Annotated in this window: 11 protein-coding genes; 3 read left to right on the forward strand and 8 right to left on the reverse strand. The window is 64.2% G+C overall.

Going from position 1 to position 15,453, the window contains the following annotated elements:
• Positions 1–118 precede the first annotated feature (118 nt).
• The 7 genes from istB to I1A62_RS26320 form a co-directional block, all read right to left on the reverse strand.
• Entirely contained in the window at positions 119–898 is a 780-nt protein-coding gene (gene istB / locus I1A62_RS26290; protein WP_219455190.1) for an IS21-like element helper ATPase IstB, read from the reverse strand.
• An 89-nt stretch (positions 899–987) separates the two neighbouring features.
• Complete coding sequence (gene istA, locus I1A62_RS26295; protein WP_219455192.1) at positions 988–2,538, reverse strand: IS21 family transposase; 1,551 nt, start codon at positions 2,536–2,538, stop codon at positions 988–990.
• Positions 2,539–3,390: 852 nt separating this feature from the next.
• Entirely contained in the window at positions 3,391–4,056 is a 666-nt protein-coding gene (locus tag I1A62_RS47285; RefSeq protein WP_374710704.1) for a winged-helix domain-containing protein, read from the reverse strand.
• A gap of 359 nt (positions 4,057–4,415) precedes the next feature.
• Positions 4,416–5,810, reverse strand: coding sequence for an NAD(P)/FAD-dependent oxidoreductase (locus tag I1A62_RS26305; protein ID WP_219455195.1), 1,395 nt, complete (start codon positions 5,808–5,810; stop codon positions 4,416–4,418).
• A 131-nt stretch (positions 5,811–5,941) separates the two neighbouring features.
• The gene (locus I1A62_RS26310) at positions 5,942–7,003 is read right to left on the reverse strand and encodes a LacI family DNA-binding transcriptional regulator (RefSeq protein ID WP_219455197.1); all 1,062 of its coding nucleotides are present in this window, start codon (positions 7,001–7,003) and stop codon (positions 5,942–5,944) included.
• A 52-nt stretch (positions 7,004–7,055) separates the two neighbouring features.
• Positions 7,056–8,159 carry a Zn-dependent alcohol dehydrogenase gene (locus I1A62_RS26315; RefSeq protein ID WP_219455199.1) on the reverse strand — a complete coding sequence of 368 codons (1,104 nt, stop codon included), beginning with the start codon at positions 8,157–8,159 and terminating at the stop codon, positions 7,056–7,058.
• Between the two features lie 84 nt (positions 8,160–8,243).
• On the reverse strand, positions 8,244–9,644 hold the full coding sequence (locus I1A62_RS26320; protein WP_219455200.1) for an aldehyde dehydrogenase family protein: 1,401 nt from the start codon (positions 9,642–9,644) through the stop codon (positions 8,244–8,246).
• A 474-nt stretch (positions 9,645–10,118) separates the two neighbouring features.
• Here I1A62_RS26320 and I1A62_RS26325 point away from each other — a divergent pair, with 474 nt between their 5' ends.
• Positions 10,119–11,675 carry a cytosine permease gene (locus I1A62_RS26325; protein WP_219455202.1) on the forward strand — a complete coding sequence of 519 codons (1,557 nt, stop codon included), beginning with the start codon at positions 10,119–10,121 and terminating at the stop codon, positions 11,673–11,675.
• A 212-nt stretch (positions 11,676–11,887) separates the two neighbouring features.
• Here I1A62_RS26325 and I1A62_RS26330 read toward each other — a convergent pair whose 3' ends face one another.
• The gene (locus tag I1A62_RS26330) at positions 11,888–12,784 is read right to left on the reverse strand and encodes a LysR family transcriptional regulator (protein WP_219455203.1); all 897 of its coding nucleotides are present in this window, start codon (positions 12,782–12,784) and stop codon (positions 11,888–11,890) included.
• Positions 12,785–13,012: 228 nt separating this feature from the next.
• Here I1A62_RS26330 and I1A62_RS26335 point away from each other — a divergent pair, with 228 nt between their 5' ends.
• Both I1A62_RS26335 and I1A62_RS26340 read left to right on the forward strand, forming a co-directional pair.
• Positions 13,013–14,452, forward strand: coding sequence for an amino acid permease (locus I1A62_RS26335; RefSeq protein WP_257890539.1), 1,440 nt, complete (start codon positions 13,013–13,015; stop codon positions 14,450–14,452).
• Between the two features lie 393 nt (positions 14,453–14,845).
• Positions 14,846–15,451, forward strand: coding sequence for a CoA pyrophosphatase (locus I1A62_RS26340; RefSeq protein WP_219455205.1), 606 nt, complete (start codon positions 14,846–14,848; stop codon positions 15,449–15,451).
• Positions 15,452–15,453: the final 2 nt, after the last annotated feature.

A 15,453-nucleotide genomic window follows, 5' to 3' on the forward strand; every position in this document is an offset into this window, starting at 1 on the left:
GCCGATGGGCCCCACTTGTCAAGGGACATTGGTTTCTGCCCATAGGCGGTCACGAAACCTGCCCGTGGGCGGACATGAATGTGCCCGTAGGCGGACACGAAACTGCCCACCGTGTTGCTCAGGTGAGCGGTAGGGTGCCGGTGCCGGCGAGGGCTTGGCTCATCCGGATCGAATCACCACTGGTCTGACACAGGTGAGCGTGATGCATGAGCCGATCGACTGTGGCGGTGGCCAGCGTCTTGGGCATCAGCTCGTCGAGTCCGGAGGGATGAAGATTCGACGAGAGCGCAAGGGCGCGTTTCTCGTAGGCGGCGTCGACGAGCCGGTAGAGGCCTTCGGCGGCGTCGGCGGCCACCGGCAACAGGCCGATGTCATCAATGACCACCAGATCGGCGCGCAACAGCTTGGTCAGGGCACCCGAGACCGAGTCGTCGGCACGATGCCGACGGATCAGTGTTCCGAGGTCTTCGAGGGTGAACCACAACACCTTTCGTCCGTGTTCGACGGCGTGTTGGCCGAGGGCCTCGAGGAAGAATGTCTTGCCCGTGCCGGACGGGCCGCAGACCACGAGGTTCTCCCGCCGGTCGATCCATTCCAGGGTCCGTAGCGCCTGCTGGGTCGGCGCCGGGATGGACGACAGTTCCGGTTTCCACGCGTCGAAGGTCTTGCCGGTGGGAAACGCCGCGGCGGCGCGGCGGGTGGCCAGCGCCGAGCGTTCCCGCCCGGCGGCCTCCTCGGTGAGCAACGCCTTGAGGACCTCGGCCGGTTCCCACCGTTGGGCGCGGGCGGTGGCCAGCACGTCGGGGGCGGCGCGGCGGATGTGCGGCAGCCGCAGCCGGTGCAGCAGTGTTTCCAGGTCGGCCGGCAACGGCGGCGACGCCGGTGGTGCAGTGCTCACGAGAACAACCTTCCTGTGGTCGGTGTTTGCATGACGTTCTGATGCTGTTGCAGCACAGTGGATTTAGATAGCCCTGCGTGTGGTCGGCGTTAGGGTTCGGTGCCGTCGGGGTCGGCGAGTTCGGTCAGGATCGGGGCAGCGCCGAACCGGGCCCACCCGGCGGTGCCCTGGGCCAGGGACCGCGATTCGTCGGCCCGGTGGGTGCGATCCGAGGCGGCGCCGGTGGGGTGGGCGTCGAGGATCGCCATCAGGTCGCCCTCGGCGAAGCGCCCGTAGGCGGCGGCGTGCCCGAGCGCCCAGTCGACCCGTTCGGCGCCGAGCAGCTTCGCCAGCGACACCGCGTGCTCCATCTTCACCCGGATCTTCCCGGTGCCGGCCTCGGCGGCCTCACACAACCACAGCCGGGCACCGGCACCGATGTCGCAGAACGCGCGTTCGGCGTCGGTCCGCGGGATCGGCTGACGGTCGAGGACCCCGGCAGGAGGCGGCGGGAAGTGCTCGTCGCAGATCTGCGGGGAGCCGGGGCGGGCCCGCCGGTGACGGGCGACCTCGACCGGGCCACCCTCGCCGTGGTGGACGAAGACGATCCGCTCGGAGACACCGGCGCCGTGCGCGCGGACCCACACCGTCTGCCCGCGCAGGGTGTGCGGCACCGAGTACTGGCCGTTCTCGAAGGACACCATCGGTGTGTTGTCCGGGACCGTGCGGGTCACACCCCAGGTCACGGTGTGCGGGGCGGCCGGGACCGGGTGCAGGTGAAGCCGTTCTTCGGCGAGCATCTCCGCCGGGATGCGGCGGGTGGTGCGGTGGATGCGGGTGTTGACCTGGTCGCAGAACTGCGTGCAGGCGGCCTCGAGGTCGTCGAAACTGTCGTACTGGGCGGCGAGATTGTGGTCGGTGGGCACCAGGTCGGCCTTGGCCAGCTTGACGGTGTTCTCCACCCCGCCCTTGGTGGCCGGGTCGGCGGGCAGGCAGGTCTTGACGACCAGGCCGTAGTGCCGGGCGAACGAGACCACGCCGGGGTTGCGGACGGCGACCGAGGCGATGTGTTCGGTGGTGACCATCTTCTCGTTGTCGGTGAGCAGATACGTCGGGACACCACCGACCTGCCGGAAGATCCGGTCCAGGCCCGCGTAGACGGAGGGGGCGGTGCGGTCCCGCAACGGGATCACCGCCCGGTGCCGGCAACAGGCCAGCCACGCACACAGCAGCACCGTCTTGGCGCCGTCGACGACCGGGCCGTCACCGAAGTCATACTGCAACCAGAGCCCGGGTTCGGTGATCCACGGCCTATGCACCCGGGTGTGTCCGAGCCGGTAGGCGCGCTTGACCCGGGCCACGGCACGGCGGGTGGTGCGTTCGGTGCCGGTGAATCCGAGGGCCAGCAGCTTGTCATGGGCTACGTCGGCGCGAACCCGGCCCTTCGAATGTTCCACCCACTCTTCGATTTTCGGTAGATATTCGTCGATCAACATCGGTCTCCTCTCCCGCGGCGTGCTCGGCCCACCGGCGCTGTCGCGTTCGGCGACGAGGCGGGCGACGGTGTGATGCGAGCACCCCGCCAACGCGGCGGCGGCACGATACGACTTCGTCAGGTCGTAGGCGGCAAGAATTTCCATGGCTTCCTTGGCAGACTTCACAGTGGCCTCTCCTCGAGGACTCGCGTTTCGGCGTGGTAGCACCGTCGAGCGAACCCGAGGAGAGGCCCCGATCCGGGGAGGCGATCGGGAAGAAAATCGAACGTGTCGTACAGCTGAGACACCCGAGTGGGCAGTTTCGTGTCCGCCAGTGGGCAGAAACTCGTGTCCGTCAGCGGGCAGTTTCGTGGCCACTACCGGGCACTTTCGTGACCGCCCATGGGCAGTTTTTCATGTCCGCCGACACCCACTTCGCGCGCAAAGCAAACCGACTGGGCTGAACTGTGCGGAGTGATGGGGTCGCGGGCACATGGGGTGGTTGCGCAGGACGGGCAGGACGGATTGGTGTTGTGGAATCCTGCCAGGCAGACGCTGCGGAGGCGTGCAGAGCCGATGGCGAACGACCAACTCCCGACTGAGTGCGGGAACGGTGCCGGGGGCCTCGGCTTTTGACGGGGATTGGTACTTTCGGGGTGTCATTCGATCCCGACCGCGGTCGAACCATCCTTCGCGGGTGTGGTGTCAGGGCTTGGCTATCTATCCGGCATCAAGTCACCTGCGCGATGGCAGTGCCGAGCGGGTAGAGGATGGCGTTGCCGACATCTTCCAGTTTCGATCCATAGGACCGTATGGACGTGCATGCCAGGGAATGAATCGGTGACCTCGTCGCGCCTGGGGTGCTCGAGGTCGGGTCTCGGAAGAATCCGTAGATGACTGGCTGGGTGTCTGCACAAGTGGGTTACGCGCTACGGGATCCGCTGCGTCGTCACAGTGCGGCAAGGTCATCGATGATCGGAAGACTGACACCAAAATCCACGATGCGCAATTGTTGATGGCGAGATACCAGCGGTCCGCTCACGCGACTATCGATACTGGTTCCCTCAGGGCGAACCCTACGCCACGAATTGTCTGAATCGCCTGTCCGGCGCCTACCAACACCAATTTCCGGCGCAACGACCACATACATGCGTTGAGGACATTGGTGGTCGACTCGCACCCGACTCCCCATACGATCAGCAATAGATTTCGGCGAGAGACGACGCTGCCGGCACTCCGGGCCAAGACCGCAAAGATATCGAACTCAGTTTTAGTGAGAAGAACTCGACCTTCGTGCCTTTCGAGTGCGCCTGCCTCCCAGATCAACGCCAGTTCTTGGGGACTGCCTCTTTTCGCTGGCTGGCAGATTGTCACTCGTCGAAGGACGCTTCGAATCCACGTAGTTATCTCGGCTGCGGACATCGGCATCTCCAGCACGTGATCTGCGCCAGCTTCCAGAAGAGCGATACGGCTATCGCTGGAGTGAAATCGTCCGAGGAGTACCAATGCGGCATCGTATCGAGTAGCCCTCCACGCCTTCACGACCGCGACTCCGACACTTTCGAGTGATCGCAGGTTGATTACAGCCACGCTTGACGGCAAGGATCCCCCGTCGAGCAGGCGAGCGAGGACGGCGCGGTCGACACCGCTACCTACAAGAAGTACGCATGCGGGAAGCGAACGCATGCCTGTCTGTGTCTTCATCGTATGTTCTCGGCCTCCAGCAGGCGCGATCAACCCGTTCGAGCCCACGCAGGACCAGGTCGAAGTCCCAGAAACTCTCGACAGTGTTGCAGTGCAGGGTATTTCGCACGCGTGCTGCGGCTGAACGAGTCGCTCGGACGAGGTGGTGGTCCAACGCCGCGAATCTCCCAATCTCTGACGCTTCGACGCCAAGCCAACGTCTATCCAATAGAACGTCGATGCCGCCGGGGCTCTGATGCATAAGTCGCGGTGTCGCGCCAGTCAATCGATCAACATCCGTAGCTCTTCCGTCACCACTCAGCTCAGTGGTAACCGAGACTTGTTAACAGCCAGACCCCGCTCGTAACAGGCTGTAGCAGTCAGGTCAGTAGAACTTCGCGGTCCGCCGAGCGCTCGGCGACAGTACCGGCGCCGTCGGGCTTCAGCCGGGACTTGGCGAGGACATTGCGAGCTTTTGCTTGCTGATCCGTGGTGGCGAGTTGGCCTCGTCCGGTGCCGAGAAAGCTCCATAGCCAGGACATCAGAGTCGAAACCCGGCTCCGGAATCCGACCACATAGACGATGTGTACGGCGAGCCACAGCACCCACGCGAGGATGCCCGAGAATTCCACCGGGCCGATCTTGGCGACCGCTTTGAATCGCGCGATGGTCGCCATGGAGCCTTTGTCGCGGTATTGGAAGGGTTTGCGAAGTGGGCGGGTGCGCCCCTTCTGTGCCGCCCGTACGTCGCCCGCGATCTGTCGTGCCGCGTAGCGACCGCTTTGCATCGCGAGTTGGGCAACCCCGGGTGCTCCGCGGTGCGACATCATGTCGCCGATGACGTAGACGTTCGGGGCGTCGGGCAGGGTGAGGTCATCCTCGACGAGCACACGTCCGGCTCGGTCAACCGCGGCCCCGGTCTGTTCGGCGAGCTGCGCTCCGAGGCTGCTCGCGGCAACGCCCGCCGACCAGATCTTGCAGGACGAGTGAATCGCATAGCGGTCACCGTCGGCATTCTGGACCGTAATGCTGTGTTCGTCGAGGTCAACGACCGCCGCACCCAGGTGGACCTCGACTCCGCGCCCTTTCAGGGCCGACACCGTCGCGGCCCCCAGCTTGCTGCCAAACGCGGGGAGGACTGTCGGGGCGGCATCGAGCACGATTACGCGTGCCTTCGCTGCGTCGATGTTGCGGTACGCGCCGGTCAGCGTGCGGCGTGCCAGATCGGCAATCTGACCTGCGAGTTCGATTCCGGTGGGTCCCGCACCCACGACCACGAAGGTCAGGAGCCGATCGCGCTCGGTCGCATCGGTTGTCAGCTCGGCCGCTTCGAAGGCCGAGAGGATTCGCGCCCGAAGTTCGAGCGCATCGTCGATTGTCTTCATCCCGGGTGCATGTTCGGCGAAACTGTCGTTGCCGAAGTACGACTGCTGGGCCCCGGCGGAGACGATCAGGCTGTCGAACGGTGTTACGTGCTGTCGCCCGTGGCTCTGCGATGTGACCGTTCCAGCAGTGAGATCGATGCCGGTGACGGCGCCGACGAGCACCTTGGTGTTGGCCTGTTTCTTCAGGATCATTCTGGTCGGTGCTGCGATCTCACCTTCGGACAGGATTCCGGTCGCGACTTGGTAGAGCAGCGGTTGAAAGAGGTGATGCCCGGTTCGATCGATCACTGTCACGTCGACGCCGGCGCGGCGCAGTGATTTTGCGGCGTGCAGACCACCGAATCCGGATCCGACGACAACGACACGGTGCCTGCTGACGGGACTGCTCATGGCGAGCCTTTCAAGACGAATGATTCTGTACACGAGGGACACTGGTTTGCTAACGCATCGGCGACGATGCGGTGCGCTGTCTGCTGTGTGCGGGGGGTACGAGGAGTCGGTACGGGCGAGGTGCCGCTATGTCAATGGCGGAGCGAGGATGCGCGAACGTGCAAAGTGGTGCCCACAATCCGGTGTCGCGGTGCGGGGTCCTGGCCGGACAGGGTGGCCGCCAGCAGTTCGACGGCTTCTTCAGCAACCTGTTCAGCGTGCAGACTCAGCATGGTGAGATCGGACAGGCTCGGCTCGGTGGCGTGCTCGGCACAGTAGGCGATCAGAACATCGTCCGGAGCGCGCAGCTTTTGTTCTCGCGCCGCATTGAGGAGGTATCCGCCGGCCGGTGCCTCGGTGGTGTAGACGGCGTCGGGTCGGTCCGCTCCATCGAAGAGTCGCCGGGCGGCCGACATCGTCGATTCGGGATCGAGAATGCTTGCCCGTTCGATCCGGGGCACCTGACCGTTCTCTTCGGCCCACTGCCGAAACCCGGCAAGGCTGCGCACCGTGTAGTCCTCGTCGCTGTCCGATACCAGCATGCCCACGGTCGCTGCACCCTGATCCTTGAAATGGTTACAGACGCCGATCACCGCCTGCGCCTGATCATTTCCGACGCAGAGGGCGTCCGGATCGTCGACCTCCCCGAGGTCGGATACATACGCGATGCCGCGCGCCTTGAGCTCGGTGATCAGAGGATCGCCCGGCGGTGGGTCCGCGACGATGACTCCGTCGATCGCAATATTGCGCAGCAGCGTGGGCAGGGACGGGGGAATGACGACGAGCGCGTAGCCGTGCTCGAGCGCGGTCACGGTCGCCGCATTAAGGAATCTGGCGTAGTAGCTGACCGCAAGATACTGCAGGGGTGCTCCACCAAAGGGGCGGATCGACAGTCCGATGATCCCACTTCTGTTGCTCTGCAACGACCTTGCCAGTGCACTGGGGTAATAACCGATCGCATCCGCGACCTGCCGGATACGATCCCGGGTCGCCGGGTTCATCCGTCCTTTGCCGTTGAGCGCATCGGATGCCGTCCCGACACCCACCTCCGCTATCGCGGCCACATCCTTCACCCCTGGGCGGCGACGCGTCCCGCGACGTGCCGCGACAATCGTCGCGAACCGTTCTCGGTAGAGCTCCGCGTCGCCGCCCATGCTGTGCATCCTAGTCAGGACTTCCTGCTCTGATCGTTGGCCGGAATACCGGTCAGTACGCGATCACCGTGCGTGCGGCTTCACCGCTGCCCATCGCGGCGAACGCCTTGTTGATGTCGTGGATGGTGCCGGTGCGGGCGATCAGGACGTCGAGGTCGAGTTTGCCCTCCATGAACAGATCGACCAGGCGCGGGAAGTCCACTGCCGGGTGGCAGGTGCCGTAGCTGCTTCCGATCATCGACTTTTCCCGGTCGGACATCACCAGGGGATCGATCTCGACGGTGACCCCGTCGGCGGCCTGTCCGACGATCACCGCGGTGCCTCCGGGACGGATCGACTGGAACGCGGTCTCGATGGTGCGCTTGAGTCCGATGGCCTCGAACGCCCAGTCCACACCGTCCGGTCCGACCAGGTCGTGCAGAGCGCCGGCGAGGTCCGTTTTCGCGGAGTTGATCGTGGTGGTCGCGCCGAGCGACTTTGCGCGCGCCAGGGAGTCGTCGTTGATGTCGACGGCGATGATCTTGCCCGCCGAGACGAGAGCGGCGCCCATGACCACGGACAGGCCGACGCCGCCGCAGCCGATCACCAGGACGGTGTCGCCGGCCTGGACCTTGGCCGTGTTGATGACCGCGCCGACGCCGGTGGCGACTGCGCAGCCGATCAGGGCGACCTTCTCCAGTGGCGCGTCCTTGCGGATCGGGATGGCGCCGGTTTCGGGAACCACGACCCGGTCGGCAAACGACCCGGTTGCGCAGTAGCTGTAGACGGGTTCACCGTCACGGGTGAGGCGAGTGGTGCCATCGAGCATGACGCTCTGGTAGGCGCTATCCTGCACCTGCGGGCAGAGCGCGGGGCGACCGGTGTTGCAGTACTTGCAGTGACCGCAGTACGGCACCCAGGAGAGCACGACGTGGTCTCCGACCTTGACCGTGGTGACGCCGGGGCCGACCGCTTCGACCACCCCGGCACCCTCATGGCCGAGGACCAGCGGAGACGGGGAGCCCCACTCGCCCTTGACGATGTGGTAGTCGCTGTGGCAGACGCCGCTGGCGGCCAGGCGAACGAGCACCTCGCCATCTTTCGGATCGTCGAGCTCGAGTTCCTGGACGACGAGTTCCTTGCCCGCTTCTTCGAAGACGGCAGCTGTAACCTTCACGATTGTTCCTTTTCTGGCGTGGATTTTCTCGAGCTGCGGGATCTGTGCAGCCGAAGAACGGGTTTCTAATCGGGCTGTTGTCGTTTAGCTGGGGAGCTGGATGGACTTGGTCTCGTAGAACTCCTCGAGACCGATTCGGCCGAGTTCACGACCGACCCCGGACTGCTTGTAGCCGCCGAAGGGTGCGTCGACGTTGAAGTCTCCGCCGTTGACGTCCACCTGGCCGGTCCGTAGCCGTCGGGCGAAGGCGAGCGCCTCGTCGTCGGTTTCCGCCCAGACACCGCCGTGCAGCCCGTAGGGCGTGCCGTTCGCGATGTCGGCGGCCTCGTCGATGGTGTCGTACGGCTGGATCACCAGCACGGGTCCGAAGATCTCTTCCTGCGCGATGCGCATGTCGGGGGTGACGTCGGCGAATACGGTGACGCGGTTGTAGTTGCCGTCGTCACCGCCGTCGGGGTTGCCGGGACCGCCCGTGACCAGGCGTGCGCCCTCCTCGACACCGATACGAATGTAGTCCTGGACCTGCTCGTACTGCCCTCGGGAGGCGGCCGGGCCGAGCGTGCCCTCGAGCTCGGCGGCGGCGGCGGCCGCGATGGTCTCCACCTCCGCGGCGACCGCGCGGGGCACGATGAGGCGAGTCCATGCGCTGCAGGACTGCCCCGCATTGGCCATGCAGTACTCCACCGAGTACGGAACCGCCGTGCGCAGGTCCGCACCGGGGAGGATGACGCTCGCAGACTTTCCGCCCAGCTCGAGAGCGACACGCTTGATGGTGTGCGCGGCGGATGCGGCCACCCGTCGTCCCGCCCCGGTAGACCCGGTAAAGGACACCATGTCCACGTCGGCGTGGGTGGACAGTGCTTCACCGACGACCACGCCCCGGCCGGGGACCAGGTTGAAGACTCCGGCCGGCAGGCCTGCTTCCGCGACGAGCTCGGTGAAGCGGAAGGTGGACAACGGTGCCAGCTCCGACGGCTTCACCACGACCGTGCATCCAGCCGCTACCGCCGGGATCGCCTTGGCGACAAGCTGATACAGCGGATAGTTCCACGGTGTGATCGCAGCAACCACGCCAATGGGCTCTCGGACGATCAGCGAGTTGCCGATATGCTCTTCTGGCTGCTCGGCAGCCAACGCGTTGACGAAGCTCTCGATCATCGCGATGGGGGTGCCCACATGCTCGGACAAGGCGAATTCGTGCGGTGCGCCCATCTCGATCGACACCAGGTGCGCAAGCTCTTCGGAGTTCTTCCGAACGAGTTCGATCAGACGCTGCAGTATCTCGATGCGGACGGGTGCAGTGGTGGTCGACCACGACGGAAATGCGCGTCTAGCTGCGGCGACAGCGGAGTCGACGTCCTGCTCGTTGCAGCTCGGGACGCGTCCGGCGATGTCGCCGGTCGCGGGATCGACGACATCGACCGAGTCGGTTCCGCGGGGCGGGACCCACTCTCCGTCAATGAAGATCGTGTCGAAGGTAACCATCATTTCCTTTCTCACGCATGAGATTTCGACTCCCTACGCGGGGAGTGGCTCTCGCTCGATCGCTGCCACGTCCATGACGGGCAGCGGTGATCTGCGCCGTCGATGAGAGCAAAGGCCTTTTCCTGCAGGCGTTTACAGTGCAGGAGGCGGCGGTTCGCACATCTGAACCGGCGGTGGAAACCGCCGCTGGGCGGTCTCCATCACTTGTGTTGTCACCACGCGGTGGGGGCGGGATGACTGCTTGTGAGTTGCCACACTAAGTGGCGAAACGTTTCGTCACAACAGTTCGGCAGACTTTTTCGCCAAATCGACCCAGAATGCGGCTATTGAGTACCGAAAGTGTTGGCGCGCTTGACAGGTGCTGTGCACGCGATCACACTTCTCAACTACCTGAAGCGTCTCGGCCACCGCGATCTGCGTGTCGGCCGTCCAACCACGGACCCACAGTCCCAAAAATTTCCCCGGAGAGTTCCCGTGTCAGCTACAGACAGTTTGTCCGGCAACGATGCGTCCAGCCCCCAGTCGCGGAGGCCGAGCAGAATCGAACGCCGATCGATCGATTACGTACCCAAATCCGAACGTCACGGGAAGGCGTGGCACCTGTGGCCGGTGTGGTTCTGCGGCGACGCCCACCTGACGACACTGGCGGTCGGTGTCATCGGCGTCAGCCTCGGCACCAACCTGATGTGGGCCTCGATCGCGATCATCGGCGGTTGCCTCTTCGGCACCCTCTTCATGGCCGCGCACTCCGCACAGGGCCCGCACATGGGACTGCCGCAGCTGATCCAGTCGCGGCCGCAGTTCGGGTACGTCGGTGCCCTCCTGGTGTTCGTCGTCGCCCTTGCGACGTACATCGGCTACAACGCCTTCAACCAGATTCTGGCCGGCCAGACCTTCCACGACACCCTCGGGTTCGATCCGACCGCCACCGAGCTCGGCTTCACCCTCCTCGCCATGGTGATGGCGTTTCTGGGCTACTCGTGGTTTCACAAACTGCAGCGGTACCTGTCGTTCGTCCTCATCGCCGCAATGCTCATCTTCACCGTGCACGTTCTGTTCTTCGACTCCTTCCCCGAGGGGCAGCTGAGCTTCGAGGGCTTCTCGGCGACGCCGTTCCTGGCGCAGTTCTTCACCGCCGCCGCATACCAGCTGAGCTGGGCGATCTACGTCTCCGACTACTCGCGGTACCTGCCGGCCAAGGTGAATACGCGTGCCACCTTCTGGTGGACCTACCTCGGTGCGACGATCGGCGGCGGATGGATGATGCTGATCGGTGCCGCGGCGGCCTCCATGTTCCCCACCCTCAACGTGGCCCAGGCCCTCGTCGAGGCCGGTAACCGGGTCTTCAACGGATTCGGCGTCCTTATCACCGTCCTTGCGGTGATCGGGCTGATCACCAGCGCGGCGCAGAACTTCTACGGCTCCTCGTTGACGATTCTCAGCGCGATCGACTCGGTGAAGCCGATCAAGGCGACGCTGCTCAAACGGTTCTTCGCCTTGGTTGCGGCCGGCGTGATCGCCGTGTTCATCGCCGCCAATGCCAATGACGACTTCATGACCGAATTCGGCAGCTTCCTGGCGATCATGTTGTACCTGTTCACGCCGTGGACCGCCGTGAACCTCGTCGACTACTACTTCGTCCGCAAGGGCGCGTACTCGATCAGGGAAATCTTCAACCCACGCGGTATGTATGGGCGCTGGGATTGGCGAGGGATCTCGGCATACTTCATCGGCTTCGTCGCGATGATCCCCTTCTTCGTCACCGTGTGGTGGACAGGCCCGATTGCCGAGATGCTGGACGGCGCCGACATCGCGATGCTTCCCGGCCTCGTCGTCGCGTCCGTCTTCTACCTGCTGGTCTGCCGAAACCTGGACCTGGTTGGCGAGCGGACGAAGATCGCGCGACTCGACGAAGGCATCGACGAGTTAGGTGTCGACGGGACTATGGTCGTCTCCGAACCCACCGGGCCCGTCGAATACGAGATCGACCACGAGTTGTCTCGACCTGAGCCGGAGCCAGAACTGTCCTAGATCTCTCACGATGCCTGTACCTCGGTCCGTCACCGGGGTACAGGCATCGTCGGGTTCTTTCTTCAAAATGTGTCCACATCTCACTATCTCGTGCTCTGCGTGAGGATTTCTGCCGCCGGGCACGTATGGGCATCCTCGATGACGAATCTGGTTTCCGGACAACTTCTTCGGGTCCTACGCGGAAGGCGGAGGACCTCCATGACGGTGTCGGTTCACCCCGTGCGGGTGACTAATCCCTCGTGGGCGGCGGCGATCGATCGGAGCGCGGAGATCGCGGCGCGTACCCGTGCGAGGCGTTGCAGTTCGCGCGGCACGATCAGCCAATACTTCCGCAGCACCGTCACCTCCTCGTCGAGGATCCGCACAAGGCGAGGATCCGGATCTCCGATGTAGAGGGGGAGTGCCGAGACCCCGAGGCCGGCGGCCGTCGCGGTCCATTGCCCGGTGATGTTGTTGGTCTGGATCCGCGTGCGGTGGCCGGGAAGAACCTCGTCGAGGATGCGCAACGCCGGGACGTCGAGCAGGGAATCGACGTAGCCGATCAACGCATGCTCGTGCAGGTCGAGGACATGCGCAATCCGCGGATGTGTGTCGAGATAGTCCGCGCTGGCGTAGAGACCGAGCCGGTAGTCGGCGAGCTCGCTGATATCCACCGCACGCGGAGAGGGCCTCTCGAGGGTGACCGCGACGTCGAACTCTCGGGCGGCGAGTACGTCGTGTCTGGTAGCGGTGACGATTTCGATATCGAGATCGGGGTGCTGTGAATACAGAGCGTCCAAATGGGGAGCGAGCACGAACGCCCCGAAGCCGTCGGGGGTCGCGATCCGCACGGTTCCGGACAATCGCCCACCGCCCGAGGCGGCTCCTTCCATGGCTGCCAGCAGGGCGGACTCGATCGATTCCGCATGCACGACGAGTTCGTGTCCGGCGTCGGTGAGGACCCAGCCGGTCGGCACTCTGTCGAAGAGTCGATTTCCCAGTGCGCGTTCGAGTGCCGTGATGCGACGTCCCACCGTGGTGTGGTTGACGCCCAGTCCCCTTCCCGCAGCCACGAGGCGGCCGGTGCGTGCCACTTCCAGGAAATAGCGCAGGTCGTCGGCGTCGATCATTCTCCACCCTAAACATGCCTGTGCATATTTGCACAGGCATGTGCCCAGTTGGCTGTTGTGATCTGCATTCTGCGCAGTGAGACTTGGTTCACGCCGAGGACGAGCGCCTGGCCCGGCGATCGACACGCACGTTCCGGCCGAGTGACGTCGGGTCGGCCGGAGCGGCGCAGTAGAGCGACCACGACCCCCGGGTCACGCTTCCCACATCCCCGCAATGAGGAGAACCGCGTGCAAGAGATCGATACCCACGGAGGGTTGCACACTCCGTTGAAGCAGAAGCACCTGACGATGATTGCGTTGGGCGGAACTATGGGGGCGGGTCTGTTCATCGGCTCGGGTGCCATCATCAGCGAGGTCGGTCCGGCCTCCATCGTCACCTACGCGCTCACCGGCGTACTGATCTTGCTGGTGATGCGGATGCTCGGCGAGATGGCCGTCGCCAATCCCCGGACGGGATCGTTCACCGACTACGCTCGCGACGCCATGGGCAATTGGGCGGGCTTCTCCACCGCCTGGCTGTACTGGTACTACCAAATGGTCGTCGTCGGATTCGAGGCCGTCGTCGGTGCGCAGCTGCTGCAACGATGGATACACGGGGTGCCGACCTGGGTGCTTTCGGTGGCGCTCCTGCTGGCTCTGACCCTGGTCAACATGGTGTCGGTCGGTAACTTCGGCAAGTTCGAATACTGGTTCGCCGGCATCAAGATCGCCGCCGTCGTCGCCTTCGTTGCCGTGGGCGGTTTGTTCATCTTCGGTCTCTGGCCGAATTCGAGCATCGACTTCTCCAACCTGACCTCGCACGGGGGAATCGCCCCCAACGGCGCATTCCCGATGCTCGCCGGCGTCGTGGTCGTCATCTTCTCCATGGTCGGCGCCGAGGTCGTGACGGTCGCCGCAGCAGAATCCAAGGAGCCCGGGCTTGCGATCAAGCGTGCCGTCAATGCCGTGATCTACCGTGTTCTGTTCTTCTTCGTCACGTCCTCGCTCATCATCGTCACGATCGTTCCGTGGGACAGCATTCCCACCGGGGAGTCGCCGTTCCTGCTCGTGCTGCAGGTGCTCAACATCCCGGGGGTGGCCGACATCCTCAACGCCGTCATCCTCATCGCAGTCCTGTCGTGCCTGAACATCGGCCTGTACTCGACGTCGCGGATGCTCTTCACCCTCGGTTCCAACGGTGAATGCCCGAAGTGGATGACCGCGGTGAACAAGCGCGGTGTTCCGGTCTGGGGCGTGCTCTCCTGCACCGTGATCGCCTACGGCTGCATCGCCGTGGCCTACTTCTTCCCTGACACGGTGTTCTTGTTCCTGATCAACGCCTCCGGGGCGATGATCCTCTTCGTCTACCTGATGATCTGCATCTCGCAGATCATCCTCCGTAAGCGGAATGAGCGCGCCCACGGCGGGAAGCTCGAATTCAAGATGTGGTTGTTCCCGTACCTGTCGATCATCGTGACCGCAGTCATCGTCCTGATCCTGGGAAGTATGCTGTGGGACAGCACCTCCCGGATCTCGCTGCTGCAGGGGCTGGCCGTGTGGGCGGTCGTCCTCGTCGCCTTCGGCGTCAAGACGGTCCGTGACCGATCACGGTCAGGGCTCACGCTCGATTCGGACATCGACCCGAACGAATCCGAAATCTCGGAAACACGAAACCCCGAAAAGGTCTGAACTCCTCGACAGCCGGCCTGTACCCCCGCGACCTCGCTGGGGTACAGGTGTCGTTGGAGGGATAAACAGGACGGCTCCACCTGCTTGCCGGATACCCCAACACCATCGCCCCGGGCGATCCCGTATCGGGGCTCGTCGTCGGGAATCGACCCGACCCGCAGCCGCGCGACGGCTGGCCCACGGTCACCGTAAGACGGCGGCTCTGACCACCACGATTCGTGGACCTTGCGTGCCACTGCCGACGCCGAGGTCGGGCTCAAGAAGCTCGCCGCCGGCGACATCAGGGGAAGGATCGTGGTAATTCCCTAGCGTTTCACGGAGTTCGGTGGAGGTGGCCCGAGGTCACCTCCACGGACCCGTCCGAGCGGATGACTGTCCACGAAAGGATCGGATATGCCGACGATCAACCGGTTCGAACTGTCCAGGGCACTAAAACAATTCCGCGCCATCAAACTGCCACTCGACGGTCGCCGCGCCGCCGCGGTCTGCATCGCGGTCCTGGTCGAGGACGGGGAACCCGTCATCTGGCTGACCGAGCGCTCGGCAAGCCTGCGTGCACATCCCGGTCAGTTCGCCTTTCCCGGTGGGCGTATCGACCCGAACGAAACGGCCGCGGAGGCGGCCTTGCGAGAACTGAAGGAAGAACTCGGCATCCACGCGCATCCCCAACAGATCGTCGGTGAACTCGACGACTTCGCCACGAAATCCGGCTACGTCATCACTCCGTTCGTGGTGTGGATCGGCGACTTCACCGGCGCCGTTCGCCCCAACGCAGCGGAAGTCGCCCGGGTGCACACGGTCACCATGGACGAGGTCGATGCCGACCCCCGATTCATCGCCGATCCCCAGGTCGACGCGCCGATTCTGCAGTGGCCCTTCCGTGACCTCGGTGTCCATGCCCCTACCGCGGCGATTCTCTACCAGTTCCGAGAAGTGGTGTTGCGCCAGCGGAACACCCGCGTCGCGCATTACGGGCAGCCGGTGTTCGCCTGGCAGTGAGC

This window comes from Rhodococcus sp. USK10, from assembly GCF_019378875.1.
GTDB classification, from domain to species: Bacteria; Actinomycetota; Actinomycetes; order Mycobacteriales; family Mycobacteriaceae; genus Rhodococcus_F; species Rhodococcus_F pseudokoreensis.